Origin of the sequence: Aeromonas sp. sia0103, from assembly GCF_963895295.1 — a bacterium.
In the GTDB taxonomy this organism is placed as follows: domain Bacteria; phylum Pseudomonadota; class Gammaproteobacteria; order Enterobacterales; family Aeromonadaceae; genus Aeromonas; species Aeromonas encheleia.
Genome location: NZ_CAWQKG010000055.1, coordinates 229183 through 255403, shown reverse-complemented (window position 1 = coordinate 255403; position 26221 = coordinate 229183). Strand labels below are relative to the sequence as shown.

29 protein-coding genes and 3 tRNA genes are annotated in these 26221 nt (G+C 60.5%); 25 read left to right on the top strand and 7 right to left on the bottom strand.

From position 1 onward, the window contains the following. The first annotated feature begins 205 nt into the window (after positions 1 to 205). A complete protein-coding gene (locus AACW18_RS17170; RefSeq protein ID WP_339381569.1) occupies positions 206 to 790 on the top strand; it encodes a hypothetical protein in 585 nt (194 codons plus the stop codon). A gap of 446 nt (positions 791 to 1236) precedes the next feature. Then, on the top strand, positions 1237 to 2832 hold the full coding sequence (locus AACW18_RS17165) for a DUF2971 domain-containing protein (protein ID WP_218389329.1): 1596 nt from the start codon (positions 1237 to 1239) through the stop codon (positions 2830 to 2832). A 411-nt stretch (positions 2833 to 3243) separates the two neighbouring features. On the opposite strand, the gene AACW18_RS17160 is transcribed toward AACW18_RS17165, so the two are convergent. Further along, positions 3244 to 4257 (bottom strand): phage portal protein, encoded by a 1014-nt coding sequence (locus tag AACW18_RS17160; RefSeq protein ID WP_256351924.1) that lies wholly within the window; start codon positions 4255 to 4257, stop codon positions 3244 to 3246. Continuing rightward, positions 4254 to 6035: a terminase ATPase subunit family protein gene (locus tag AACW18_RS17155; protein ID WP_218389328.1), complete on the bottom strand. Its 1782-nt coding sequence runs from the start codon at positions 6033 to 6035 to the stop codon at positions 4254 to 4256. Before AACW18_RS17155 ends, AACW18_RS17160 begins: the two co-directional genes overlap by 4 nt. Positions 6036 to 6220: 185 nt before the next feature. Here AACW18_RS17155 and AACW18_RS17150 point away from each other — a divergent pair, with 185 nt between their 5' ends. The 23 genes from AACW18_RS17150 to AACW18_RS17040 all read left to right on the top strand — a co-directional run bounded on the left by AACW18_RS17150 (position 6221) and on the right by AACW18_RS17040 (position 22837). Then, positions 6221 to 7042, top strand: a complete 822-nt coding sequence (locus AACW18_RS17150) for a GPO family capsid scaffolding protein (RefSeq protein WP_218389327.1) — start codon at positions 6221 to 6223, stop codon at positions 7040 to 7042. A gap of 12 nt (positions 7043 to 7054) precedes the next feature. Then, positions 7055 to 8194, top strand: coding sequence for a phage major capsid protein, P2 family (locus tag AACW18_RS17145; RefSeq protein ID WP_218389326.1), 1140 nt, complete (start codon positions 7055 to 7057; stop codon positions 8192 to 8194). Continuing rightward, entirely contained in the window at positions 8191 to 8868 is a 678-nt protein-coding gene (gene gpM / locus AACW18_RS17140; protein WP_218389325.1) for a phage terminase small subunit, read from the top strand. Before AACW18_RS17145 ends, gpM begins: the two co-directional genes overlap by 4 nt. A gap of 90 nt (positions 8869 to 8958) precedes the next feature. Further along, positions 8959 to 9438: a head completion/stabilization protein gene (locus AACW18_RS17135; RefSeq protein ID WP_256351923.1), complete on the top strand. Its 480-nt coding sequence runs from the start codon at positions 8959 to 8961 to the stop codon at positions 9436 to 9438. After that, on the top strand, positions 9438 to 9641 hold the full coding sequence (locus AACW18_RS17130; protein WP_218328236.1) for a tail protein X: 204 nt from the start codon (positions 9438 to 9440) through the stop codon (positions 9639 to 9641). Before AACW18_RS17135 ends, AACW18_RS17130 begins: the two co-directional genes overlap by 1 nt. 4 nt (positions 9642 to 9645) lie before the next feature. Then, positions 9646 to 9864, top strand: coding sequence for a TraR/DksA C4-type zinc finger protein (locus AACW18_RS17125; protein ID WP_218389324.1), 219 nt, complete (start codon positions 9646 to 9648; stop codon positions 9862 to 9864). After that, positions 9864 to 10238, top strand: coding sequence for a putative holin (locus AACW18_RS17120; RefSeq protein ID WP_218389323.1), 375 nt, complete (start codon positions 9864 to 9866; stop codon positions 10236 to 10238). Before AACW18_RS17125 ends, AACW18_RS17120 begins: the two co-directional genes overlap by 1 nt. Further along, positions 10235 to 10606 carry a phage holin family protein gene (locus tag AACW18_RS17115; RefSeq protein ID WP_256351922.1) on the top strand — a complete coding sequence of 124 codons (372 nt, stop codon included), beginning with the start codon at positions 10235 to 10237 and terminating at the stop codon, positions 10604 to 10606. The genes AACW18_RS17120 and AACW18_RS17115 overlap by 4 nt, the downstream gene beginning before the upstream one ends. After that, complete coding sequence (locus AACW18_RS17110; protein ID WP_218389322.1) at positions 10603 to 11085, top strand: phage tail protein; 483 nt, start codon at positions 10603 to 10605, stop codon at positions 11083 to 11085. Before AACW18_RS17115 ends, AACW18_RS17110 begins: the two co-directional genes overlap by 4 nt. After that, positions 11055 to 11699 carry a phage virion morphogenesis protein gene (locus AACW18_RS17105; RefSeq protein WP_218389321.1) on the top strand — a complete coding sequence of 215 codons (645 nt, stop codon included), beginning with the start codon at positions 11055 to 11057 and terminating at the stop codon, positions 11697 to 11699. Before AACW18_RS17110 ends, AACW18_RS17105 begins: the two co-directional genes overlap by 31 nt. A gap of 108 nt (positions 11700 to 11807) precedes the next feature. Next, positions 11808 to 12398 carry a phage baseplate assembly protein V gene (locus AACW18_RS17100; protein WP_218389320.1) on the top strand — a complete coding sequence of 197 codons (591 nt, stop codon included), beginning with the start codon at positions 11808 to 11810 and terminating at the stop codon, positions 12396 to 12398. Next, on the top strand, positions 12395 to 12757 hold the full coding sequence (locus tag AACW18_RS17095; RefSeq protein ID WP_218389319.1) for a GPW/gp25 family protein: 363 nt from the start codon (positions 12395 to 12397) through the stop codon (positions 12755 to 12757). Before AACW18_RS17100 ends, AACW18_RS17095 begins: the two co-directional genes overlap by 4 nt. Then, positions 12754 to 13653, top strand: coding sequence for a baseplate J/gp47 family protein (locus tag AACW18_RS17090; RefSeq protein ID WP_218389318.1), 900 nt, complete (start codon positions 12754 to 12756; stop codon positions 13651 to 13653). The genes AACW18_RS17095 and AACW18_RS17090 overlap by 4 nt, the downstream gene beginning before the upstream one ends. Continuing rightward, positions 13650 to 14186: a phage tail protein I gene (locus tag AACW18_RS17085; RefSeq protein ID WP_339381568.1), complete on the top strand. Its 537-nt coding sequence runs from the start codon at positions 13650 to 13652 to the stop codon at positions 14184 to 14186. The genes AACW18_RS17090 and AACW18_RS17085 overlap by 4 nt, the downstream gene beginning before the upstream one ends. Next, positions 14183 to 16150 (top strand): phage tail-collar fiber domain-containing protein, encoded by a 1968-nt coding sequence (locus AACW18_RS17080; RefSeq protein WP_218389316.1) that lies wholly within the window; start codon positions 14183 to 14185, stop codon positions 16148 to 16150. The genes AACW18_RS17085 and AACW18_RS17080 overlap by 4 nt, the downstream gene beginning before the upstream one ends. Positions 16151 to 16158: 8 nt before the next feature. Further along, on the top strand, positions 16159 to 16563 hold the full coding sequence (locus AACW18_RS17075; protein WP_218389315.1) for a DUF2829 domain-containing protein: 405 nt from the start codon (positions 16159 to 16161) through the stop codon (positions 16561 to 16563). Between the two features lie 172 nt (positions 16564 to 16735). Next, entirely contained in the window at positions 16736 to 17893 is a 1158-nt protein-coding gene (locus AACW18_RS17070; RefSeq protein WP_218389314.1) for a phage tail sheath protein, read from the top strand. Between the two features lie 12 nt (positions 17894 to 17905). After that, positions 17906 to 18424 (top strand): phage major tail tube protein, encoded by a 519-nt coding sequence (locus tag AACW18_RS17065; RefSeq protein WP_218389313.1) that lies wholly within the window; start codon positions 17906 to 17908, stop codon positions 18422 to 18424. 48 nt (positions 18425 to 18472) lie between these two features. Beyond that, positions 18473 to 18760: a phage tail assembly protein gene (locus tag AACW18_RS17060; RefSeq protein ID WP_218389312.1), complete on the top strand. Its 288-nt coding sequence runs from the start codon at positions 18473 to 18475 to the stop codon at positions 18758 to 18760. 8 nt (positions 18761 to 18768) lie between these two features. Next, positions 18769 to 18897: a GpE family phage tail protein gene (locus AACW18_RS17055; RefSeq protein WP_218389311.1), complete on the top strand. Its 129-nt coding sequence runs from the start codon at positions 18769 to 18771 to the stop codon at positions 18895 to 18897. Further along, positions 18894 to 21314, top strand: coding sequence for a phage tail tape measure protein (locus tag AACW18_RS17050; RefSeq protein ID WP_218389310.1), 2421 nt, complete (start codon positions 18894 to 18896; stop codon positions 21312 to 21314). Before AACW18_RS17055 ends, AACW18_RS17050 begins: the two co-directional genes overlap by 4 nt. A 12-nt stretch (positions 21315 to 21326) precedes the next feature. Then, positions 21327 to 21773 carry a phage tail protein gene (locus tag AACW18_RS17045; protein ID WP_218389309.1) on the top strand — a complete coding sequence of 149 codons (447 nt, stop codon included), beginning with the start codon at positions 21327 to 21329 and terminating at the stop codon, positions 21771 to 21773. Further along, entirely contained in the window at positions 21770 to 22837 is a 1068-nt protein-coding gene (locus tag AACW18_RS17040; RefSeq protein WP_218389308.1) for a phage late control D family protein, read from the top strand. Before AACW18_RS17045 ends, AACW18_RS17040 begins: the two co-directional genes overlap by 4 nt. A gap of 256 nt (positions 22838 to 23093) precedes the next feature. On the opposite strand, the gene AACW18_RS17035 is transcribed toward AACW18_RS17040, so the two are convergent. The 5 genes from AACW18_RS17035 to uvrC form a co-directional block, all read right to left on the bottom strand. Beyond that, positions 23094 to 23180 (bottom strand) — tRNA-Leu (locus AACW18_RS17035). Positions 23181 to 23221: 41 nt separating this feature from the next. Beyond that, positions 23222 to 23295: transfer RNA gene (locus AACW18_RS17030), tRNA-Cys, on the bottom strand. A gap of 35 nt (positions 23296 to 23330) precedes the next feature. Continuing rightward, positions 23331 to 23406: transfer RNA gene (locus AACW18_RS17025), tRNA-Gly, on the bottom strand. Between the two features lie 181 nt (positions 23407 to 23587). Further along, a complete protein-coding gene (gene pgsA, locus AACW18_RS17020; protein WP_042654593.1) occupies positions 23588 to 24142 on the bottom strand; it encodes a CDP-diacylglycerol--glycerol-3-phosphate 3-phosphatidyltransferase in 555 nt (184 codons plus the stop codon). 191 nt (positions 24143 to 24333) lie between these two features. Beyond that, entirely contained in the window at positions 24334 to 26184 is a 1851-nt protein-coding gene (uvrC, locus tag AACW18_RS17015; RefSeq protein WP_218389307.1) for an excinuclease ABC subunit UvrC, read from the bottom strand. Positions 26185 to 26221: the final 37 nt, after the last annotated feature.

Here is a 26221-nt window from a genome sequence, read left to right as displayed (position 1 = left end):
TCACCGTTCGGCGTTTGGCTCTGTTTTTGCTAAGTTATTATCCCATGGCTCGACATTGTGATACGTGGTTGAATCAATACCAAAAATGTGACCATATTTACTTCATAAGGTATGATAGAAATGTTTTTCCGTTATGTAGTTGTCCGGCAACATAAAGTATATTTTATAATATCGTTGACCAATTAAAAATCAACATAAACTCTATGTGGGTGACATTGTGATAAAAAACCTCTTTAGTTTCATCATGGGTGCTGGAGCCTCATCATTAATAATAAAGCTGTCAACAATCCCGGAGACAACGTTCAATGTTAACATCATAACGAATTGCATCATTGCATTGGCAACGGTAGTTGCGACATATATTCACATTGATACAACGTTAAGGCAAAAGAAAGACAGAGTATGGGAAATCAACAAAGTCATTTTATTCGACTTGGTAGCATCTCTATCTAAAGTCATAAAAGCTTCCGAGTATGGGTTAATGCAAGTTGAGCAACGCGAAACTAATGATGTTTCGGATCTTGGACCGAAACCAGAGGCCGATGTATATAAAAAGTTCAGGGAAAAACAAGAATACGTTTTAGATGTTTACCGTTCATTAATGAGCAAGAAACTAATACTCAGCCTAGAGGCCGCAAAAAAAATAGATGATGAGATAACCGCGGGAGTTCATGAGGACTCCATTGATGTTAGTGATGCATATGAACAATCAATAAAAATATATAAGGATTTACAAAAAAATATAAGAGACTTCATGGTGGATATTTCTGGAGTGAGGAACATAAAGTGAAGTAGCACAAAAGGAGTCTATAGCGTACGCGGTTTTCACAGGCAATGGGGCAGTCACTCACCTTTAGCTGTTAAGACGGGTTGCCGAATATCATACAATGGGTACCTTCTACTCCAAAATTCGTGGATACCAAATAACCTTGCAGCGTGCCCAGCACATCCTGTGCCGAGAAGACCCGCCATATTCAGCCCGCCATCCACGGTGACCGCGACTGGAACAGGTTGATCCCCCACCTGCCCCACCTGCCGACAGCAAAAAGTTGGTAATGTGAACTCGATCAGTTAAATCCTCGGGGGCCCACGCCCCCTTCAATCGACAATGTTTAGGACTTAAGGCAAGATATCCACATTTAGAATAAGTACATCATTTTCAATACGTTGTGGATAAAAACAGCAAATGAAGATCGGTGTGGGTTGGTATAACAACAAAAGCAGGGGCAATCGAATATGGATAAGTCTGAACTACCAGAAGAAATCACCGCACTGATCGAAAAAGCAGACTCTGGAGATGCACCCGCCCAGTTTGAACTTGGCGAAAAATACCATAAGGGGCAAGGTGTAGAACAAAGCAACAGTAAGGCTGTAGAGTGGTTTCGCAAAGCGGCTAAACAGGGACATGCTCGCAGCCAGAATGCTATGGGACATATGTATAAATATGCTCTCGGCGTAGAACAAAACGACAGTGAAGCGCTTGTTTGGTATCGTAAATCCGCTGAACAGGGGTGGGCCCCAGCCCAGTATAATTTGGGGACGATCTATCTAGATGGTAAGCTCATAGAACAAAGCGACAGCGAAGCTGTTGCTTGGTATCGCAAAGCAGCCGAACAGGGTGATCCAGATGCTCAGTGCAATCTGGGCTGGATGTACGAAAATGGTCGAGGTCTAGAGAAAAATATCCATGAAGCAGTCGATTTATATCAAAAAGCGGCCGCCAACGGTAGTGCAGTAGCACAATTCAACCTAGCGCTATGCTATATGGAAGGCAGAATAGTTGAAAAGAACTATTCTAAGGCTCTGGATCTATGTCGCGAAGCAGCCAGCGCTGTTGGCTCCGAAGTTCGTTTTGAATCGATTGAGCTGCAAGACGAAATAGAACGAAAAGCGTTGTCGCTATCAATAACCAATATACGTTCAGAGATTTTAAATCAGCTGAAAGTTGATAGCGAAAAAACACCAACCATGACTCATTACACATCCCTTTCTGTGGGCAGTGACCTTTTATTAGCAGAAAGCCCGCTACGATTAGGCCATATTAAAGCATTCAATGACCCCAATGAAGGGAGAATTCTATGGCGCATGCTGGGGCATTCACCAGTAGAGAGCAAGCCAGTGTTTGTTGGCTGCTTTTTGCCAGATGATGATAGCTTGAATATGTGGCGATTTTACAGTAAAAACCATAATAACGATGATGCTTGTGGTTGTGCAATCACCTTTAACACGGAGAAATTTTTTGAATTTAACTTATTGCAATCCCCCCAGATTGATGCACATCAAGACGAGCCAAGAATAGCTTTCTCCAACACCGGAAGATCACCTCAAGAAAGTACAGCGTTCTATCGAATAATATATATTAATAATGACAATGAAATTCATGGCAATGATGAAGCCCATGAGCTCACAGAGTTATTTGTGAAATTAAAAAATGAAGTTGATTTATTTCTAAGCAGCGCACCAGAGAACGAGAAACTCCAGCAATTATCAAGACTGCTAGGGCCTTTACCTTACCTTATAAAGAATTCTGACTATGAGGCAGAAAAAGAACATCGTATTATCGTTACCCATCTAGAATATGGTGCAAGTGAAATTAAGTTTCAAGAACCCGATATGAAAAATGGGATCCCTAAAACGCCCCCCAAACTCTATCTGGAGCTGTATCGGACTCACCATCTCGGCCCGGTCAAGCATGTGACCCTTGGTCCCAAAGCACCTCACCAGGAGATGATCGCCCCCTATTGGCACCATAAACTGGCGAGTGACTTTGCTAGCCAACTAAAACCCAAGCCTGATTTTTATATCAGGACCTCCAAATGTGCATATAAGTAGCCAAAAGAATCCACCGCCTCTCATGACGCACTATGTGAAAGGATCTGACAGAAAGTGAAGGATCGTAAAAAGGATCCAGAATCCTGCGCGCGGCCAGCGCTGGCGCGGGGAGCCGCCACCCGCCCCCAGTCGTTCACCCGCATGGAAATCGACACATAAAGCGCGCAGGCGAGGCGGGGTCTTCACTCCGCGCGCTGGGTGCTGGCAGGGGCGGCAGGCTGCACCTGTCGCTCTTGGAGCGCGAGCGAGGATCCGCGAGCGGATGAGTGTGGCCGGCGTCTCTGGTGCAGTTGCTGGCCGCACAGGCCACCAGGTGAAGGACAAAACAAAGCCCCCTCTGGTGAGGGGGCTTTTTCGTACGCCATTCGAACACGCACAGACTCCAGGTATTCGCTGTAACATTAGCCTCTCTTATGCAGCCTGCCCTGTCATTTCTGTCAGTCGATAGGGCTTGAAACGGATGATCTCCTCCCCTGCCCAATCGTTCAGCTCCATCAGGCTGGCGCGGATGCTGTCCATCTCGGTGGCATCAAACACCAGCGCCGCCTTGGCCGCATCCCCAAAGCCGCCGGTGTTGTTGGGCAGTACTCCCATCAGTTGGGGCGGTACCCGGTTGGCCGCCAGCTGGTCGTCGCGGGTCACGTTCTTGATGGTCAGGAACTCATCCTTGGCGGCTACCTCAGACACCGGGATCAACTGCACTCCGTCCTTCTTGCCGTTCGGCGCGTAGAGCAGCAGGTTGCGGAAATTGCCAGGGCCCTTGCTCTCTTTGAGCGCCTTGCGCAGCGCAATGATGTCACTCTCGTTGTGCAACGGGTCGGTCATATACATGATGAAACCGGCATGACTACCGTTCTCGTAGTATTTGCGCCGAAACAGGGTCGCCGACTCGTTGAGCAGGGCGGAGTTCACCGACGCCACATAGTCGGGGATACCGTAGATCTCCTGGTTGATGTCGCTCTCCTTCACCTGGCCGACGCTATCGGCCGGCAGCTCAAGCGGCTTGCCCGCCTCGGCTACCCACCAATATTGCTCAGGCAACCGCCCCCGCCGCACGTACTTGGCGTGCAGGTGCTCATAGCGCAGCGCCCCGCCCAGCCGGTTGCTGACCTTCCCCAGGTAGCCGTTGCCAAACACCAGAAAATCCATCACCAGCGCGGTGAACCCGGCCAGTGGCAACTTGGGGTGAGGGATGAAACCGGCGCGCAGGATGTTGCGCTTGATCTGGATGGCGGAGGCGTGGTGCACCGCCGCCCGGTAGACCCGCGCCAGACCCACCAGGGAGAGGGGCGGCTCATACCAGCGCCCGTTCCAGGCCGATTCCAGGTAGTCGAACAGCTCGCGCTGGGACAGCACCGGCACCGGTTCGCCAAAGGTAAAGGCCTCGATAGAGGGCTCCGGCGTGGCCGGCATGGGATTGCTCATTGGTAAATCTCCAGGAACGAGGAATTGGTGGAGGTGGTGCCCTCGAGAGGCTCGTGCAGCAGGGCCTGCATGGTGGCCCAAGCGATGTCGGCGTGACTGGTCTCTTCCGACCGGCTGGCTTCAAAGGTAGGGAGTTTGCCGCTTTGGGTCACGGTACGGCGGATGCTCATAAACGCCTGGGCGAGATCGGTCATTCCGCTGTCGAACTCCAGCCGCCCTTTGTTCATCACATCCTGCGCTTTCATCACCATGCGCATCTTCACGTTCGGGTTGTACTGAATGGCGGTCACCGCCGGGAAGAACTGCTTCACCAGCTGATAAACCCCCTCGCCGATGCCGGTGGTATCGATGCCGATGTAGGTCACGTGGTAGCGATCGCACATGGCCCGGATGGCCCGCGCCTGGGCATCAAAATCCATCCCGCTCCAGCGGTGGCGCTCCAGAATGCGAAACTTGCCACCGGGTGCCAGCGGTGGGGCCAGCACCGCGCAGCCAGCGCTATCACTGCCAGCGGCGCCCTTGGCCGGGTCATAGCCGATCCAGACCGCGCGATAGCCGAATGGTCGGGCGGCGAACGGCTTGTAGTCGTCCCACAACTCCCAGCTGTCGACCATGCAGCGCTGCAACGTGAGTAACGGGAACAGGCTGAGGGTGTCGTCCATGAACTCGCACATCAGCAAGTTGCGATACTCGTCCTCCGAATACTCACCGCGCAGCTCGTCGAGATCGAACAGGTCACAGCCGCCACGGACCGCATCTTCGACCGTCACAATCTGGCGCCAATGCCGGTCGCCGCACAGCCTGCCGTCCGCCAAGTTGGCGTGACTGAGATCAACCTCAATCCGGTCAGCCTTGGCTTTGCCCCGGTTGAAGTGAGCACCAGACCAGAACTTATAAGCAGGATGGGAAAGGCTGGACGGGGTCGAGATGTAGGTCTGGCGCCACTTCTTGTGCATCGCCATGCCGGAGGCGACCTTTCGAAAATCCATGAAGCCATGGATCCAGAAGTACTCATCCATGTAGATGTTGCCGTGGTAGCCCTGGGCGGTGCGGGTGTTGGTACCGAGGAAATAGAGGTGCGCCCCGTTGGGCAGCACCATGGGATCGCCTTTGAGCTCGACCCCCTCCCCTTTGGCGAACTGAATGATGTACTGCTTGAACATATGGGCCTGCGCCTTGCTGGCCGACATGAAAATCTGATTACGGCCGGTCACCAGCGCATCAATGAACGCTTCGAAGGCAAAAAAGTATGTCGCCCCTATCTGGCGCGACTTGAGCAGATTGCGGATCCGGTGATGCTTGCCCGCCTCGAACCAGGTGCGCTGGTAGCCAAACATGGTCGACTCGAACTGCTCGATTAAACGTGCCTGCTGTTCGGGCTCCACCACATTGCGATCGGGCGCCTTCCTTGCCCCCTTGTTGCGGTTGGCCACCTTCGGGTTGAGGTCGGCCTCATTGCCGCCGTGGCTGTATTTGTTGACCCTGGCGATCCGCTCGAGCTGCCGACCCAGCAGGTCGATCTCCTTGAAGTCCCCTCCGGTCTTGGTCTCCTTCATCACCAACTGAACCATGCGCGATTCGATGGCGAAATCCACCCGGTCGATGGGTTTGATGTCATCCCAGCCATCGCGTTTCTTCCAGGTCGAGACCGTCCCCTCCGGCACCTGCAGCAACTCACTGATGGCTCGCAGCGGATAGCCCTGGAAGAACAGGTGCATGGCCTGCCGTCTGGGGTCTACGTGGGGAAAAAGCAGGGGGGTGGTGGGGGCAGTTGTCATGGGAAAGGCCAAAGGACAGTGGTCATGGCGCCAGTCTACCCAGCCGCAGCCATCCTCCCGCGCCATCGTGGGTGTGCCAGCGCCGCACACACCCAGCCTCAATTGCACGATCCCGCCCCTCCCCCAGACCATAGCGGCGACTTGATGACTCACTCACCACTTACCGCCACCCAAGGGGATCGCCCATGGCAACTAAGTCCAAATTCTTCCGTGTCGCCGTTGAAGGCGGCACCACCGATGGCCGCACCATTTCCCGCGAATGGATTGAGCAGATGGCCCAGCGCTACAACCAGGGCACCTACGGCTCCCGGGTCAACATGGAGCACATCCGCGGCTGGGACCCCAACGGCATGTTCAAGATGTACGGCGACATCACCGCCGCCAAGACCGAAGAGATCGAGCTCGAGGGCGAAAAGCGGCTGGCCCTGTTCGTCCAGATTGACCCCACCCCGGAACTGATCGCCCTCAACAAGCAGCGCCAGAAGGTCTACACCTCGGTCGAGATCCACCCCAACCTCAACCAGAAGGGCGCCTACCTGATGGGGCTGGCGGTCACCGACTCGCCGGCGAGCATGGGCACCGAAATGTTGAAGTTCTGCGCCAGCGCCGGCGACAACCCACTGGCCAGCCGCAAGAGCGCACCGGAATGCCTGTTCACCGCCGCCATCGAGACCACCATCGAATTTGAGGAGGAGCAAGACAAGGGCCCCGGCCTGCTGGAGCGGGTCACCGCCCTGTTTACCCGCCACAAGCAGCAGGAAACCGCCGATTTCAGCGATGTGCACCAGGCCGTCGAAGCGGTGGCCAACGAGGTCACCGCCCAGGGCACTGACCTCAATGCCAAATTGGCCGAGCAGGCGAACACCATCACCGCCCTGACCGGCAAGTTGGACACCACCGCCACCGCGCTGGCCGACCTCAAGGCCACCTTGGAACAACAAGAAGCGTTCACCCAGCCCCGCCATCCCGCGACCGGTGGTGATAGCGCCGTCGAAACCAATTGCTAAGGAATCTCCCTCATGCGCAATAAGACCCGCCTTAAATTCGAGCAGTACACCAGCAAGCTGGCTCAGCTCAATGCCATTACCTCCGCCATGAACTCGTTCAACGTGGAGCCGAGCGTACAGCAGACCCTGGAAACCAAGATGCAGGAGTCGGTCGCCTTCCTCGGCATGATCAACGTCATCCCGGTGGACGAGCTCAAGGGTGAGAAGGTGGGTATCGGCATCGCCAGCACCATCGCTGGCCGCACCGATACTAGCCAGGGAGAGCGTCAGCCCATCGACCCGACCGCCATGCAAGCCAAGGGCTACGAGTGCTTCAAGACCAACTACGACACCGCAACCCCTTATGTAAAGCTCGATACCTGGGCCAAGTTCCCCGACTTCCAGACTCGTATCCGCGATGCCATCCTTCAACGCCAGGGCCTCGACCGCATCATGATCGGCTGGAACGGCACCTCGGCCGCGCCCAACACTGACCGCCTCACCAACCCCATGCTGCAGGACGTCAACATCGGCTGGATTGAAAAAACCCGCCTCGAGCAGCCCACCCAGATCATGAGCGAGGGGGTTGCCGGTAGTGGTCAGATCCTCATCGGTAACGCCGGCGATTACATCAGTCTCGACGCCCTGGTGTATGACCTGGTCAACACCCTGATCGCCTCTTGGTACTCCGAAGACACCGATCTGGTGGTTCTCGTCGGTCGCAAACTGCTGGGCGACAAGTATTTCCAGATCATCAACGATGGCGACGATAACCAGTGCAAGCTGGCTGGCGAGGTGCTGATGAGCAAGAAGCAGCTCGGCGGCCTCAAGGCTCTCCGTGTGCCCTACATGCCGGACGATTGCCTGGTGGTGACCAAGCTCGAGAACTTGTCCATCTACTGGCAGGAGGGCGGTCGCCGCCGTCGAGTTGAAGATCAGCCTGCACGCGATCGCATCGTCAACTGGGAGAGCTCCAACGATGCCTATGTGGTCGAGGACTATGACTGCATCGCCATCGCCGAGCACATCGTCATGAGTGCCTCAGCAGATCCTGCGAAGCAGGGATTGACAGTCATGGCGGAGCTGACCAACGCCCTGAACGAACTGCCCGCGGCCCTGGGTGCAGCACTGTCCGGCCAGGCTCGGGAAACGCCGCAGGACGAGTCAGCATGACCCCCGCCCAACGCCACCTGGCCAAGACCCAAGCCGCCCTGAACAGGGCGGCTCCGGTCGCTGACCGGCAATACGCCAACGCCTACGAGCTCCAGCTGATGCAGCTGGCCGAACATCGCCGCACCCTCAAGGGTATTCAGAGCATTGAGCGCAAGATTGAGGTCAAACGCACCATGCTGGCCGCCTATCAACCGTGGGTCCAAGGGCTGCTGGCCGCAGACCGGGGTGGCCAGGATGACGTACTGGTCACCGTTCTGCTGTGGACCCTCGACACCGGCGATCTGGCTGGCGCCTTGCCGATGGCCCGCTATGTCATCAAGCACGCCCTGGCCACCCCGGATCGCTTTGATCGCACTGCCGCCACCCTGATCGCCGAAGAGGTGGCCGACACAGCCATCAAGTTGCAAGACGCAGGCATAGGCCCCGATCTGGCACTGCTGCGCCACTACCTCACCCTGCTGGCCGACAGCGACATGTTTGACCAGGTGCACGCCAAGCTGCACAAGGCCACGGGCCGCGCCTGCCAGGGGGCCGGTCACAAGCAGGCCGCCATCGAACACTACCAGCGCGCGATCGCCCTCCATGACAAGGTCGGCATCAAGAAGGAGCTGGAAGTGCTCGAACGTGAGGTGAAAAAAGAACAAGCCGCCGCCGGTTCCCCCGACGGCAGCTGACCGAGCGAACCCCGCACCCTGGGCGGCTCGGGCCCGATGCATGCCTGATGGCATTCCTGACGGCCCGACCACCGCCCATTCGGAGGCCCATTGCAGATACAGACAAAGGGGTTTATCCCCACCAACCCCATCCCCCCGAACGAAGGCAAGGTCATCAGCGGTGACTTTTGGCCGGTGATCGAGCTGGAGGATTTTCGCAGCACCATGCGCACCGACGGCACCATCACGACCGATCGGCTACGTCATGCGGTGATCGACGCAGTGGCCAGCGTCAACGGGGATCTCGCCCTCTGGAGCCAGTACCAGATGGCCGCCGGCTACCCCAGCCTGATGTCCGTGCCCGCCGAGTCAATCAACCAGGAGTCCGTGCTGGTGCACCGTTACCGCCGGGCGGTTTACGCTATGGCACGCGGCAACCTGTACGAGCGCTATCTCGACAGCTCGGCCACCGGTGACGCGGTCAAGGACACCGAGGCCCGCGACACCACCGCGGCGGACATGTACCGCGATGCCCGTTTCGCTATCCGGGACATCCTAGGTACCGGCCACCTCACGGTGGAACTCATCTGATGCAGATCAGGGCCAAGCAGGGCGACACCCTCGACCTCATCCTGTTCCACCACTACGGCTACACCGCAGGCATCACCGAACAGGTGTTGCAACTCAATCCGGCCCTGGCCGAGCTGGACCCTCTTCTGCCCATCGGCACCCTGATCACCCTGCCAGACGCCCCGACCAAGGCCGAGGCCCCCCTAATCCAACTATGGGACTGACACCATGAGCCGTCTCGACGATGAACTCGACCGCCTCGAACAACTGCGCCAACTGACGATAGACGCCGGCATCCATGCCGCCCGCATCAGTGGTACCGGCCCCCATTTCTGCATCGACTGCGACGAACCCATCCCCCAGGCCCGCCGTGAGGCGGTCAGGGGATGCGAGCGCTGCATCGACTGCCAGAGCCTGGCCGAACACCATTACCCAAGGAGTGCCTGATGGCTGACCCTATCTCAACCGGCGCCGCCACCGGCACTCTCACCGGGTTGGTGTTGCTGTTCAACTTACCCGGCGTCGATCCTGCCACGGTACTCGGCGCCTTTGCTGGCGCCGTGGTGTTTGCCGCCACCGCGGATGAACTGGACAGGCTGCGCAAACTCGCCCTGTTTATCGCCTCGTTTATCGGCGGCCTGTTGCTGGCCAACCTGGTCAGCCAGCTGCTGACCCTCGCACTGCCGGGCAGTGTCACCTCCAGCAAGGAGATCGGCGCGCTGCTCTCGTCGGCGATGATGGTGCGCCTGCTGCAACCCCTCATCCGGGCCGAGCCCGGGCGGCTCTTAAACATCCTGCTCAATCGACGGGAGGGACCATGATCCTGCTCCAGGATGCCCCCATCGGCGTGGCCATCTACACCTGCGTTTATACCTTGATCTGCCTCGCCATTTTCCTGCGGGTGATACTGTTTGACCGCCGCGGCGGCGAGTATCGCGCCCTGCCCGCCTGGCTGGCATGGGTACTCTGCGTGGCCGCGGGCTCGGTCCCGCTGCGCTTGCTGGTTGGCGGTCTGCCGGTTCCTGACCCTTCCAACGTCGTGCTGGCTGTCTTCTTGCTCTGTGCCCTGCTCAAGAGCCGCGGCTCGGTCTATCACCTGCTCCCCCGACGCCGACCGCATTTGCCCGCCATGACGGAAGCCCCGGCCAATCGCCATCACGGCGCTATCCATCAGCAGGAGGCGCCATGAACAAGCTGGCCGAACTGCGGGCCGCCATCAACCTCACCAACCCCGATCTGCGCCAGAATCCGGATCGGTTGCTGGTGTTCGCCGACAAGGGCAAGGCGGTGGCCACCGGCGCCACCTCCCTCTCGTTCGAATATCAGTACGACGCCCGGGTCATCGTCATCGACTACCCCCACCACCCGGATGCACTGGTCATCCCCCTGCTGGCGTGGATCCGGCGACAGCAACCCGAACTGATGACCAACAGCAACAAGCGTGCTGACGGTCTGCGCTTTGAGGTCGAGATCTCGGCCAATGACCTCTATGACATCGAGATCACCATCCCGCTGACCGAGCGGGTCAAGGTCTGGACCACCGAGGCGGGGTTGTGCTGCGAGCACCTGCCTGAGCCGCCAGAAGACCCCTATGCGGGGATGGAGTGGGATTACAACTTCAACGGGGAGGACGTGCCATGGCCGCCAGCACTAATCACGATGACCTGATAGCCGATCTGGAACGATTGGCAGACCGCTTTGCCGCGATGGGCAATGAAAGGGCGATGCAGCACTCGCTGCGCGCGATGAACGATCTGATCCGGGATCGCAACCAGGCGCGCATCAAGCGCAACCTCACCCCCTCCGGCCAGAAGATGCGCGAGCGAAAAGCACCGCAGCAGGGCAACGCGCATATCTCGTTCTTGTACAAGACCGCGAGCGGTCACAAGGCGATCCGTAACCTCAAGAACTATCGCAACCTTGGCAGAAAATACACGGGGTACGACCGCTATCGGGGCGCGGTGCGAACCTTCCTCAAATCCCGCGTCATTCGCACCATCAGCATCGACAAGAGCAAGGTGCTGACCCGACCAAGCCAGCAGAAGATGTTCAAGGGCCTCATCAAGGCCCGTTGGCTCAAGGCCAAACTGACCAAAGCCGAGGCCAGCATCTACTTTGCCGGCGTGGCCGATCAGGTTGCCGCCGTGCACCACTTCGGCGACAAGGACAAGCCACACCCCAAGGCCGACCCGGTGCGCTACCCGGAGCGCCAGCTGCTCGCCATCACCCCAGAGGATGCCAAGGAAGCCGAGGCCATCCTGATCGAGGCGCTGCTCAAGTAAGGTACCTGGACCGCGTCATTACGACGGTTTTCTCATTCGCCGGGTGTGCCAGCGCCCGGCACACCCGCCGCAGCTCGCCTTTGCAGCCCTCGCCCAAAACAATGGGCCATGCGACCAACTCTCATTGAACTGCAACGCCTGATCGACAACCTGCTCCGCGTCGGCACCGTCACCGCGGTGCGCTCGGGGCAATGTCGAGTCAAGACCGGCGAGCTCGAAACCAACTGGCGACCCTATCTGGTGCCCCGCGCTGGGAATACCCGTGTCCGCCAGCGCCCGACCCTGGGCGAGCAGGTGCTGCTGCTCAGTGTCTCGGGCGATCTGCGCAACGCCTACGTGCTGCCCGCCATCAACCAGGCACAGATGAGCGAACCGCTGCCCGAAGACGAGGACCCCGATCTCGACCTCATCGAATACCCGGACGGCGCCGTGCTGGCGTACCGCCCGAGCACCGGTGAGCTGCACGCCAGCGGGATCAAGAGTGCCCGCCTCACCGCCTCGGTCAGTGTCACCCTCGATACCCCGCTCACCGAGTGCACCCAGGACCTGAAAGTGGGCGGCGGCATCGAGTGCAGCCAGGGGGTGACGGTGGGCACCGAGCTGACCGCGTCCTCGGCCACCATCGGTGGCATCGCCTTTGGCAGCCATAGCCACGGCGGGGTAGAGAATGGCCAGGGCAGCACCGGGGGACCGCAATGAGCTGGCAGGGCATGAGCGCCGCCACCGGCCGCACCTTGAGTGAAACCGACCACATCATCCAGTCGGTGCGCGACATCCTCGCCACCCCGGTCGGCTCGCGCCTGATGCGCCGCCACTACGGCAGCGAGCTGTTCTACCTCATCGACCAGCCCCAGCACGCCGCCACCCGGCTGCGGCTGATGGCCGCCATCGTCGATGCCCTGACCCGCTGGGAGCCGCGCATCAAGATCCGCCGCGTCGAAGTCGGCCCCCAGGGGCTGCAGGGGGCCCTCGTTATCACCCTGACCTGGAGCCGCGCTGACAACGGTCTGACCGAGCACGGCTCCCTGACCCTCCCAACAGGAATCAAAGCCCCATGAGCGCCGTCATGCTCTCGCAGCTCCCCCCACCCGAGATCATCGAGTCCCTCGATTTCGAGGTCCTCTTCACCCAGCGCAAGGATGCCTTCATCGCGCTCTATCCACCCGAGCAGCAGGCCGCTGTTGCCGCCACCCTGGCGCTGGAGTCCGAGCCCATCACCAAGACGCTGCAGGAGAATGCCTATCTGGAGATGCTGCTGCGCCAGCGCATCAACAACGCCGCCCTGGCCTGCATGTTGCCCTGGTCAACGGGGGCTGACCTCGACAACCTGGTGGCGAACTGGGATGTGTTTCGCCTGGTCATTCAGGAGGGCGACGAGACCGCCACACCCCCTGTGCCGACCATCATGGAGAGCGACGAGGCCCTGCGCGAGCGAGCCCTGCTGGCGTGGGATGGTCTGAGCGTGGCGGGCCCCGAGCAGGCGTATGAGTACTTTGCCCGCTCGGCCGACGGCCGGGTTAGCGATGCCAAGGCCGTGTCACCCACGCCGGCCTGCGTGACGGTGACCGTGCTCAGTAGTGAGGGCGATGGCAGCGCCTCAGCCGAGCTGTTGGCCATCGTCGAGGCGGCATTCAGCGGCGAGGATGTCACCCCCTGCGCTGACCGGGTGACGGTGCAATCGGCCGAGATCCTGCCCTATCTCATCGATGCGCGGCTCACCATCGACGCCACCGATGCCGAAGCGGAGCTGATCCTGAAGACCGCCCGCGACCGACTGGCCGCGTGGGTCAACCCGCGCCTGCGCCTTGGTGTCGAGGTGCCACGCTCCGCGGTCGATGCCGTGCTGCATGTGCCCGGTGTGCGCCGGGTCGATCTCATCGACTGGGTCGACATCGTCCCCACCCAGCAGCAGGCGGGCTGGTGCGAGGGCTGGAACGTTGAGCGAGCGCCATGATGACCCTGCTGCCCCCCAATACCACGCCGCTCGAGCGCAACCTGGAGCAAGTCACCGCCCAGGCGGTGCAACTGCCGGTAGCACTGCGCGACCTGTGGCTGCCGGCCTCGGCCCCGGCGCACCTGCTCCCCCACCTGGCAGCCAGCTGGTCGGTCGACCACTGGGACGAGGCCTGGAGCGATGACAAGAAGCGCCAGGCCATCGGCAACAGCTACTTTGTGCACCGCCGCAAGGGCACCGTCGGCGCCATTCGTCGGGCCATCGAGCCTACTTTCAAGCTCAACCAGATCACCATGTGGTGGCAACAGGCCACCGAGCCGGGGACGTTCTCCGTCGATGTCAGCGTGACCGACGTCGGTATCGACGAGACGCTCTACCAGGAGCTGGAGCGTCAGCTCAACGACGCCAAGCCAGTCTCGCGCCACATGACCCACCTCACCATCAACCTGGAGTCCGTCGGGCAGTTTTACACTGCCGCCGCCTGTCACCAGGGCGAAGAGCTGACCATCCAGCCACTGCGAACCGAGATATGATCCAGAACCTGCACAGCATCCAGCCCCAGCCGCGGGCAACCGCTCCCGCAGTCACCGAGGCGGCGCCCATCTACTACGGCATCCTGACTGACCAGGGGCAGGCCCTGTTGGCAGCCGCCATTGCCAGCGGAACGCCACTGCCGCTCACCGCCATGGCGGCAGGAGACGGCGGCGGCCAACCCGTCACCCCGCTCGCAGAGATGACCGAACTGGTCAACGAGGTGCACCGGGCCCCCCTCAACCAGCTGTTTGTCGACCCCAGCGCCCCCAACCAGATTGTGGCCGAGATGGTCATGGCCGAAACCGTCGGGGGGTTCTGGATCCGCGAGCTGGGCCTGTTCGCCGAGTCGGGTGAGCTGTTTGCGGTGTGCAACACCCCTGATTCCTACAAGCCGGTGCTTGCCGAAGGGGCGGGCCGCTCGCTGCTGACCCGCATGATCTTGATCGTGAGCGACACCGCGGCCGTGGAGCTCATCATCAACCCGGACACCGTGATGGCCAGTCGGGCTTATGTCGATGCCAAGCTGGCCGAGCACGCCGCCAGTCGTGACCACCCGGCGGCAACCGAAGGCGCCCAGGGCATGATCCCGCTGGCCACCCAGGCCATGGTGGACGAGGGCACTGACCACACCAGTGCGGTGACCCCTCAAACCGCGAGTATCACCTTTGCGCGAAAGGTACACAGCCACACTCCGCAGGAGGCTGGCGCGGCACCGCTGGAACATGAGCACGAGATTGACGACGTGCTGTGGTTGCAAGAGGCGCTGGATGAGAAGGCCGAGGTGGTTCACCAGCATGAGATTGGAGACGTAAATGGGTTGGACGAGACGTTGGCCGCAAAACATGCCATGGCTCAGATCGTGATCCAGGCCCCGGCGGGGGCCGTGACCGGAACCTGGTATCCGGTCCTCGTCTACCTTGACGTCGGGTCAAGCGGGACGCCCGTCACCATCCATACGGCATCCGGTGGCTCTAGCCTACCGATGAACTGCAGCAGCTTTGCTGGCACGATTGGCGCGGGCGGATGGTCTGACCGGGGCTCTAAATACTCTGGCGAGTTCTTCCAATACGAGCCTGGCGAGATCTCGTTGAGCTGTATGACCGTCCCCTCTGAGAGCGCGGGTGCCGTCGCCTTCTACGTGGATGGTGCGGCGTTCCCGGTGACCATTGAGTACCGCGATACGCTGCCGCCGCCCGAGACTGGGACCTCGGTGGTCTATGGCACATCAACGTTCACGCCGTCCCCCACCCCGCACGTGGGCGCGGGCACGAAAACCCTGTTGCTGGCCTCCCTGGACGCCGGCTCTGGCTTCTACTCCCTTCTCCAGGGGCGGGTGTATGGCAAGAACTCTCCGCCGACGGCGGCCGAGGTGGGCGCCCTGCCGGCCAACGGGAAGACGGTCGACTCTCATGCCGGTGATCCCCTAGTGCTGCAAGGTTCTAGCCCGAGCCTTGTGTTCAGAGAGTCAGATACCACCAAAGATTACTGGATAGTTGCTGACGGGTACGGGATCCGCCTGCAGGAGGACAATACCGGCGGCCCTCAGGTGTTCTCATTCTCGGCCCAGGACCGGGTGCTAACGCTCACCTCGGTAAGGACCTCGGCGGCTCAGGGGACAACCCCCGACGCCTTGACCCGTAAAGACTATGTGGACGGACAGGTCTCAAATCACACCCACACCATGGCTCAGGTCGCTCGTGTGAATCCAGGCAGTGGCGCCGGAGCGGCTTCGCTTGCTGTCAACATGGCGGGTAAATCCATCTACCACGTTGTCGCGATATTAAGGACCCGCCCTGTTTGGCTGACCGCACACGTCACTGACTCGTCTGTTTGCTTCGTAAACCGAGGCGGGGAAAATGCAGACCGCGACTATGACGGAGTACTGAACTCATCGTTTGACGGCGTGACACTCACCCTTTCAATCAACAAAGAATTTACCGCTATCTGGGGCCTCTACTACTAAGGGAATGTATGAAATTTGAAGATGCAATGGGTGAGTTGAAAGCGGGTGGCAAGATCGTCCGCCCAGAAGTGTCCGGGGTGGCATACATCGAGCTGGTCACCGGTGAATATCCCTACCTCAGGGGGGTGTCCACGGCAGCGCTGGGGAGTGTGGAGCTACCCATCCTGTTCACGGCCAATGATGTGCTGGCTGATAACTGGGAGGTGGTGCCTTCTGATGTGGTGGTCGCTGTGAACACCCGCACCGAACTGATGGACACCATCCGCATTACCTATGCGGTCCTGCGTGACTACCAATCCAAGAATGACCTCATGAACGCGGCGCGTTGGCATGATTACTACCTGCAACTGAGTGCAATGAGCTACATGGAGGAGGTGCCAGCAAAGGAGCTGTGGCCACAACAACCTCAATGACAGAAAGCATCAAACCAATCGAGTAACACCGCCCACCCCGCTACATGCGGGGTGTTGTTTTTCATAGGCTGGGTGTGCCAGCCCAGTACACACCCGCCAGCACTCGCCATCCCCTGCCTCGCTCCGCATCCTGCCCAAGTCATCCGTATCCCCCCTTAGACAGGAGCATTCCATGTCCCATCACGGCGTACGAGTCGTCGAGATCAACGACGGCACCCGTACCATCACTACCATCGCCACCGCGGTGATCGGCATGGTCTGCGTCGCAGATGATGCCGATGAAACGGCCTTTCCACTCAACACCCCGGTGCTGCTCACCGACGTGCAGGCCGCCGTCGCCAAGGCGGGCACCACCGGCAACCTGGCGCGCAACCTGCAGCTGATCGCCGATACCGTTAACACCTTCACCATCGTGGTGCGCGTCGCCGAGGGCGACACGCCTGCGGACACCACCTCCAACATCATCGGCACCGTGACACCTGATGGCACCTATACCGGCCTCAAAGCCCTCAAGCGGGCCAAGGCCTATGTGGGCGTCTCACCGCGCATCCTCGGCGTTCCCGAATATGACAATCTGCAGGTGGCCACCGAGCTGGCCAGCGTGGCCAAAGGGCTGCGTGCCTTCGCCTACGTCTCCGCCTATGGCTGCAACCTCCCGACCGATGCCACCGCCTACCGGACCAACTTTGCCGAGCGCGAGGTGATGGTGATCTTCGGCGACTTCGAGAAGTGGGACACCGCCACCAACGCCTCGGCCCCGGCCAGCTCCGTAACCAAAGCCATGGCGCTGCGCGCCCTGATCGACAAGGAGGTGGGCTGGCACAAGACCCTCTCCAACGTCGCCGTCAGCGGCGTGGAAGGCCTGACCAAGAAGGTGTTCTGGGACTTGCAAGACCCGGACACCGACGCCGGCCTGCTCAACGCCGCCGATGTGACCTGCCTCATCCAGCAGGACGGCTTCCGCTTCTGGGGCTCACACACCTGTTCCGACGATCCGTTGTTCCTGTTCGAGAACTACACCCGCACCGCCCAGATCCTGGCCGACACCATGGCCGAGGCGCACATGTGGGCCGTCGACAAACCGATGACCCCCTCCTTGGTGACCGACATCGTCGAAGGCATCAAGGCCAAGGGCCGTCAGCTGGTCACTCAAGGCTACCTGCTCGGCTTTGACTGCTGGTACAGCAGCGAATCTAACCCGGCCGACAGCCTCAAAGCGGGCAAGCTCTACGTCGATTACGACTACACCCCGGTACCGCCTCTGGAAGACCTCACCCTGCAGCAACGCATCACCGACCGCTACCTGGTCAGCCTCGCCCCGGCCGCCTAAGGAGAACCCCACATGGCCATGCCACGCAAACTCAAGCATCTGAATCAATTTCTCAACGGCGACAACTGGATAGGCGTCGCCGAAGAGTTCACCCCGGCCAAGCTGACCCGCAAGTTCGAGGCTTACCGGGGCGGCGGCATGCCCGGCGCCGTCAACGTCGACATGGGCCTCGATGACGGCGCCCTCGATGTCGAATTCACCTTCGGCGGCTACGGCGACGAGTTGCTGCGCTGCATGGGCGAGCCCAAGGCAGACGGCACCGTGGTGCGCTTCTGTGGCTCGCTGCAACGGGACGACACCGCCGAAGTCTCGGCGGTGGAGATCCACTGCCGTGGCCGCTTCAAGGAGATCGACCGCGGCACCCTCAAGACCGGCGACAACACCCAGGCAAAAATTTCCATGGTCAACACCTACTACAAGGAAATCGTCGACGGCCAGGTGCTGTGCGAAATCGACATCATCAACATGATCGACATCGGTCCCGATGGTGTTGACCGCATGGCCGAGCATCGCAAGGCGCTCGGTCTGTAACCCTTCCTCCACGGGCGGCCCAGCCGCCCCTTTTTCAGAGACAACACCATGGAACAGCCCAGCATCACCCTGACCACCCCCATCCAGCGCGGCGAGCAGGTTTACACCGAGCTCACCCTGACCAAACCCGCCAAGGTGGCGCAGCTGCGCGGCATCAATACCGTCGAGCTGCTCAACCTCAACGTCGATGCCCTCATCAAGTTCATCCCCCGCGTGTCCACCCCCAGCCTGACCGAGCAGGAAGTGGGGAACCTGGATCCGGCTGACCTGCTGCAAGCCGGGATGGTCATCATCGGTTTTTTCATCAAGCCGGAGGTGGCCTTCCTGCCTGCATAGACGACCTGATGGCCGACATCGCCATCCTGGTGCACTGGCCGCCGTCCGAGATGGCGGCCATGGCACTCGATGAGTTCATCGCCTGGCATCAGCGCCTGGTTGAACGTCACAATCGCCTGCACGGGGCCCCTGAATGAGCCAACAACTCAAGCTGCAGATCATGCTGGGGGCGGTCGACAAACTGACCGCCCCCCTCAAGGCCATCAGCCGGCAAAGCACCCTCACCGCCAAAGACCTCGCTGCCACCAAGAAGAGCGTGCGTGATCTGGAGCAACAATCGGCCCAGATTGATGGCTACAAGAAGCTCGGCGCCCAGATAGGGGTGACCAACGCCCAGCTCAAGGATGCCCAGGCTAAATTCGACGGCATCAAGCAAGCCATCGAGGCCAGCACCGCGCCCACCCGGATGATGGTCAACGAGTACAACAAGGCGCAGAAGGCCCTCGGCAACCTCACCACCAAGCAGCAGGACATGGTCCGCAGCCACGGCGACATGGGGCAAGCCCTGCGCCAGACGGGCATCGACACCAAGGCCCTCTCTGACCATCAGCGCCGACTCAAGACCGACCTGGCGGCCGCCAATGACCAGCTCAAGCACCAGCGCGAACAGCTCGATGCCGTGACCCGTCAGCAGCGCAAGCTGGCCGAGGCACGGGCGGGATACCAGAAGACCCAGGCGCTGCGCGGCAACCTCGCTGCCTCGGGGGTCAGCAACATCGCTACCGGCATGACGGTGGGGGCGACCGCGCTCGCCCCGATCAGCGCTTATGCCAAGGCCGAAGCGGCCATCACCGAGCTGCGCGTCACCATGATGGGGGCCAACGGCAAGACCGGAAAAGAGTTTGACGAAATCTCGGCCCTGGCCACCCGGCTGGGTAATCGGCTCCCCGGTACCACCGCCGAGTTTCAGCTCATGATGAGCACGCTGATCCAGCAGGGCATGTCCGCCAAGGCGGTGCTGGGTGGATTGGGTGAAGCGAGCGCCTTGCTCGGCGTGCAACTGAAAATGCCCTTTGACCAGGCGGCCCAGTTTGCCGCCAAGCTGCAAGACGCGACCCGCACCACCGAGGGCGACATGCTGGGGCTGATGGATACCATCCAGCGCATGAGCTACCTCGGCATGGACAGCAACAACATGCAGCAGGCCTTCAGCAACCTGTCCCCCGCCCTCGGCATATTGCGGATGGATGGGTTGGCCGCGACCAAGGCCCTGGCGCCCCTGGTGGTGATGGCCGATCAGGCTGCCATGGCGGGCGAATCGGCGGGCAACGCCTACCGCAAAGTGTTTCAGATGAGCATGAATAGCGGCCAAGTCGCCAAGGTGACCCAGGGCACCGGGCTGTCGCTGAACTTCACCGACGGCAAGGGCGAGTTTGCCGGGCTCGATAACCTGTTTGCCCAGTTGGCCAAGCTCAAGGCCCTCAGCACCGAACAGCGGTTGGCGGTGCTCAAGGGCATCTATGGCGACGATGCCCAAACCCTGCAGGTGCTTAACCTGCTCATCGACAAGGGCAAGGCCGGCTATGACGAGGTGCAGCGGAAGATGGCGGCGCAGGCCTCGTTGCAACTGCGGGTCAACGCTCAGCTCGGCACCCTGGGTAACCTCTGGGACGCCGCCACCGGTACCTTCACCAACGCCATGGTCAATGTCGGTGAGGCTATCGCCCCTGAAATCAAGGCGCTCACCACCTGGGTAACCGACCTGTCAGAGCGCCTTGGCCAATGGGCAAAAGACAACCCCGAGCTCGCCAACACCCTGATGAAGATGGCCGGCGTCATCGCCCTGGTCACGGCCGCCTTTGGCGGTCTGTCCCTGATCCTCGCCGCCTTGCTCGGCCCCCTGGCCATGCTGAGGCTGACCCTGACGACCTTGGGGATCACCTTCGGCGGGCTCTTTGGTGCAGTCGGCGCCCTGCTGGGGCCGCTCGCCCTGTTCGTGGCGGCAGGTATCGCCATCATCAAGTTTTGGGAGCCCATCAAGGCGTTCTTCTCGGGCCTGTTCGAGGGGATCCTGGCTGGCCTGCAGCCGGTGTTCGATGCCTTCAAGCCGTTCGCGCCCCTGGTCAACGGCATCGGCAACGCCTTCACTAATCTGCTCGAGCCGCTGGGCTTTACCAAGGAGACGCTCGACGCGGTCTCCTCTGCCGGCCGCTTCGTGGGCGAGATTCTGGGTTGGGCATTCAATGCCGCCCTGACCCCGCTCAAGACGCTGCTCAGCGGGCTGACGTGGGTGCTGGAGGCCTTCGGCGTGCTGGAGAAGGTGAAGGGGCCCAGGCTCGACCTGCCCTCTCAGCCGAGCGGCTACGTCACCGGCAACGCCGGCAGTGGCCCTGCCAGCGCCGGCAGCAGTGGCTACGGGCCAAGCCTCTACCAGCCACCGGCACTCAAGCCGACCGCCAGCCAGACCAGCAGCGTGGTGCATGCCCCCATCACTGTTTACCAGCAACCGGGGCAATCGGGCGTCGATGTCGCCCGCGAGGTGCGCCTCGAGATGGAGCGCCTCAACCGGGAGCAGAGCCGGAAACAGAACGCCTCCACCCGCGATAACCAGTAAGAGGAACCCACCATGATGATGACCCTGGGGTGGTTCGTGTTTGAGCGCCGAACCTTTGCCCCCCAATCACAGCAGGATGAGCGCGGCTGGCGCCACCCGGGCAATGCCCGTATCGGCACCGCCCCGGCCTACCAGTTCACCGGCCGCGACGATGAGACCAGCACCCTGTCGGGCTCACTCTATCCAGAGGTGACCGGCGGCCCGGTCAGCCTCGATTTGCTGCACTCCATGGCCGATACCGGGGAAGCGTTTCCGCTGCTGCAGGGCGATGGGGTGATGCGCGGCTGGTTTGTCATTGAAGGGACCAGCGTGACCCGCTCGGAGTTCTTCCGCGATGGCGCAGCACGGCGCATTGAGTTCACCCTCAAACTCAAACGGGTGGATGACGAGATAGCGACGGTCGGCCAGAAGCTGACCGGGCGCACGCTGGGTAGTCTCTATGGCCGGGTGGTGACATGAACCAGCATCGCGCCCCGGCTTACCAGATCCTGGTCGATGGTCAGGATATTTCCGCCGCCATTCGCCCCCGCCTAATCAGCCTCTCCCTTGCTGACAACCGGGGTTTCGAGGTTGACACCATAGAGCTCTCCCTCGATGACACCGACGGCAAGCTGGCCTTGCCGCGGCGAGGGGCGAATCTGCAAGCCCTGATTGGCTGGCAGGGCAGTGCCCTGGTGGACAAGGGCACCTACACCATCGACGAGGTGGAGCACGGTGGCGCGCCGGACGTGCTCACCATCCGGGGCAAGTCGGCAGACCTGCGTGGTGACATGAACAAGCTGCGCGAGCGCAGTTGGCACGATGTGACCGTCGACAGCATCGTCAGTCAGCTGGCCACCCGCTACAGCCTCACCCCCTGCGTGGGAGGATCGCTCAAGGGTCAGCTCATCGACCATATCGACCAGACCAACGAGAGCGATCTGGCCTTCCTCACCCGCTTGGCCGACCAGCTCGATGCCATTGCGACGGTCAAATCCGGCCGCCTGCTGTTCATCAAGGCGGGCCAGACCACGACCGCCAGCGGTCAGCCCCTGCCAGCCATTCAACTGACTCGCCAAGATGGGGATCGGCATCGCTTTTCGGTCGCAGACCGCAATGCCTACACCGGCGTGGTGGCCTATTGGCAAGACACCCAAGCGGGCGAGAAGAAACAGATCGCGGTCAAACGCAAACAGAAGGCGCCGGAGCCCGGCATCAAGGTGGATAAGGCGCAGCACGAGTTGCTGGTCGGCGACAGTGACAACGTCAAATATCTGCGCCATGTGTACGCCAACGAGGGCAATGCCAAACGGGCGGCTCGGGCGGAGTGGGAGCGGCTGCAGCGCGGAGTGGCCGAGTTCGAGATCAACCTGGCCATCGGCCGCCCCGAACTCTACCCGGAGCAGCCCGCCACCGTCAGTGGCTTCAAACCCGACATCGACGTCGCCCCTTGGTTGCTCACCCAGGTGGTGCACGACCTCACCAATCAGGGCTACACCAACCGCCTGCAGCTGGAAGTGAAACTGGAAGAACTACCGGAGTGAATTTCGAATGCGAGAAGGGCCCCACCATGTGGGGCCCTTCTCTTTCTGTCTGACAACGCACTGGAACATGGCCAGGGAATGGCGCCGCATGAAATACGCAATCAAACAGAACGGCATCATACAAGAAAGATGCATTCAGCACCCAGTACACGATTGCGGTTTCATCATCAAAAGCGCTGTCGCCACTCTGTCGCCATTTGGCCAAAAACAAAAAAGGCCACTATCGCTAGTGGCCTTCGTAAGTCTTTGATTTTAATGGTGCCCGAGGCCGGAATCGAACCGGCACGACGCGAACGTCGAGGGATTTTAAATCCCTTGTGTCTACCGATTTCACCACTCGGGCACCGCAATCGGTATCAAGCCCGCGTGGCGGGCTTGTCAATATGGAGGCACGTTCCGGAGTCGAACCGGACTAAACGGATTTGCAATCCGCTGCATAACCGCTTTGCTAACGCGCCATGCAAAAGAGAGTTGGCTCTCGATTGTCTGAATTTGGAGCGGGAAACGAGACTCGAACTCGCGACCCCGACCTTGGCAAGGTCGTGCTCTACCAACTGAGCTATTCCCGCATCGGTCTGGCTGATTGCCTGACTACGAGGACGCATTCTAGCGATGTTCCTCGTCCAGTCAACCAAAAACATTTAATACTCTGATCGTTCGGGTGTTTTTTGCCCTTATCCCACACTTTTACCGCTCATGGCCGTTTCCCGGCCCCAACGGCAGGGAAACGGCGGTTTGCCTGCCGGCAGACTAGAAGCGGGAGTGGTAGGTCAGATCTCCCCAGGCGGCCTTCATGTACTGGAACATGGACCAGAAGGTGAGCACTGTCGCCACGTAGAGCAACACGTAGGCGAGCCACACCATCCAGATGTCATATTGCCAGATGAGGCCAGTGAGCGACACCATCTGGATCATGGTCTTCCATTTGCCGATCCAGCTGACCGCCACCGAGGAGCGCTTGCCGAGCTCGGCCATCCACTCGCGCAGGGCGGAGATGATGATCTCGCGGCCGATCATGGTCATGGCGGGGATGGTGACCCAGATGGTGTTGTAGTGTTCGACTATGACCACCAGGGCGGCGGCGACCATGATCTTGTCGGCGACCGGATCGAGGAAGGCGCCAAAAGCGGTGGACTGGTTCAGCTTGCGGGCGAGATAGCCATCAAACCAGTCGGTCGCCGCCGCCACGATAAAGACGATGGCGGCCGCCATGTAGGACCACTGATAGGGAAGATAGAACAGGATGACGAAGACGGGGATGAGCAAAATCCGAAAAAACGTCAGCAGGTTAGGAATATTTGTCATTATTTTTCAGCCACTTCTTGTATGCCGCTACATGGTAGCCCCAAGCCGATCGCAGATGCAACCGGGTCGGTGCCCGCCTTGGTCTATGAATCCATCAATAACCTCAGGATGGGACCATTATGGCATTGGCGGGCCCCCTGCGTCACGGCCCTTGTACGTCGGAAAGGTGAGTTTACCCCCGCTCGACGGCGCTAGAGCGAGTGCAGCGCATCATGAATGGACTGGGCCAGCTCCTGGCTGATGCCGGGCACCTTGGCGAGCTCGTCCACCCCTGCCTTCTTCACCTCCTGCAACCCGCCCAGATACTTGAGCAGGGCCTGCCGGCGCTTGGGCCCCACCCCGGGAATATCTTCCAGGGTACTGGTGGTGCGCGCCTTGGCCCGCCGGGCACGGTGACCGGTGATGGCAAAACGGTGAGATTCGTCGCGAATGTGCTGGATAAGGTGCAAAGCTGGCATATCTGCCGGCAAGTGCAGCTCTTCATGGCTATCTCCCAGGATCAGGGTCTCCAGCCCCGCCTTGCGGGTCACCCCCTTGGCGATGCCCACCAGCAGCGGGTACTTGCCGCCGAGAAACTCCAGCTGGCGAGTCAGGATCTCCTCGGCACGGCGCAACTGACCGAGGCCGCCGTCGATAAACAGCACGTCCGGCACCTTGTCCGGCTCCTGCAGCTTGCCGAAGCGGCGCTCCAGTGCCTGCTCCATGGCGGCGTAGTCATCGCCGCCGGTGATGCCGTCTATGTTGAAGCGGCGGTATTCCGACGAGAGCGGCCCCTCCCGGTTGAACACCACGCAGGAGGCCACGGTGCGCTCCCCCATGGTGTGGGAGATGTCGAAACATTCCATGCGGGCGATGGGGGCCTCCAGCTCCAGCAGCTCCTCCAGCTGGCTGAAGCGGGCCTGGGTGGTGCTCTTGTGGGCGAGGCGCGAGCGCAGCGCCGTCTCGGCATTGATGGTGGCGAGCCGGATAAAGCGTGCTCGTTCACTACGAGTGCGGCTCTGCACCCGGACCTTGTAGCCCGCGGTCTGGCTCAGGGTCTCGGCGATCACCGCCTCGTCTTCCAGTGCCACGTCCAGCAGCACCTCGCTCGGGATCTGCCTGCCCCCCTGTCCCGACAGGTAGAACTGCAGCAGGAAGGATTGCACCACCTCCTCGGGCGGCGTATCCGCCGGCACCTTGGGGAAATAGCTGCGCGAGCCGAGCACCTTGCCCTGGCGAATGAACAGCACATGGATGCAGGCCGCCCCCTGATCGAAGGCGACGCCGACCACATCCAGCTCGTCGAGCACGTTGCCGCTCACCGACTGCTGCTCGGTCACCCGCCGCAGCGCCTGGATCTGATCCCGGTAGCGGGCCGCCTCCTCGAAGCGCAGATCGCCGCTGGCGGACTCCATCTTGCCCACCAGCTCCCCTATCACCTGCTGGTTCTTGCCCGCCAGGAACAGCTTGGCCAGCTCCACCTGCTGGGCATACTCCGCCTCGCTCACCAGCCCGGCCACGCAGGGTCCGGCGCAGCGCTTGAGCTGATAGAGCAGGCAGGGGCGGCTGCGGTTGGCGTAGACCGCATCCTCGCACTGGCGCACCGGGAAGATCTTCTGCATCAGGTGCAGGCTCGCGCGCACGGCGCCGCCGGAAGGATAAGGACCGAAGTACTCCCCCTTCACCTTGCGGGCACCGCGGTGAACGCCGATGCGGGGATGCCGATGGGCGGTGATGATGATCCAGGGGTAGGACTTGTCGTCCCGCAGCAGCACGTTGTAGCGCGGCTGGTACTGCTTGATGAGATTGTGCTCGAGGATCAGCGCCTCGGTCTCGGTGTGGGTCACCGTCAGCTGGATATCGGCGATCTGGCGCACTAGGGTGCGGGTCTTGATGCTGTCGACGTTGGTGCGAAAATAGGAGGCGAGCCGCTTCTTGAGATCCTTGGCCTTGCCCACGTAGATGCAGGTGCCGCCCTGATCATACATGCGATAGACGCCGCTCTGATGCGTCACCGCGTTCAGAAACGCCTTGCTGTCGAAGAAAGGTTCAGGAGAGGTCATGATGGCTCCGGCGACAGACGTCGATATGCTGGTGCGT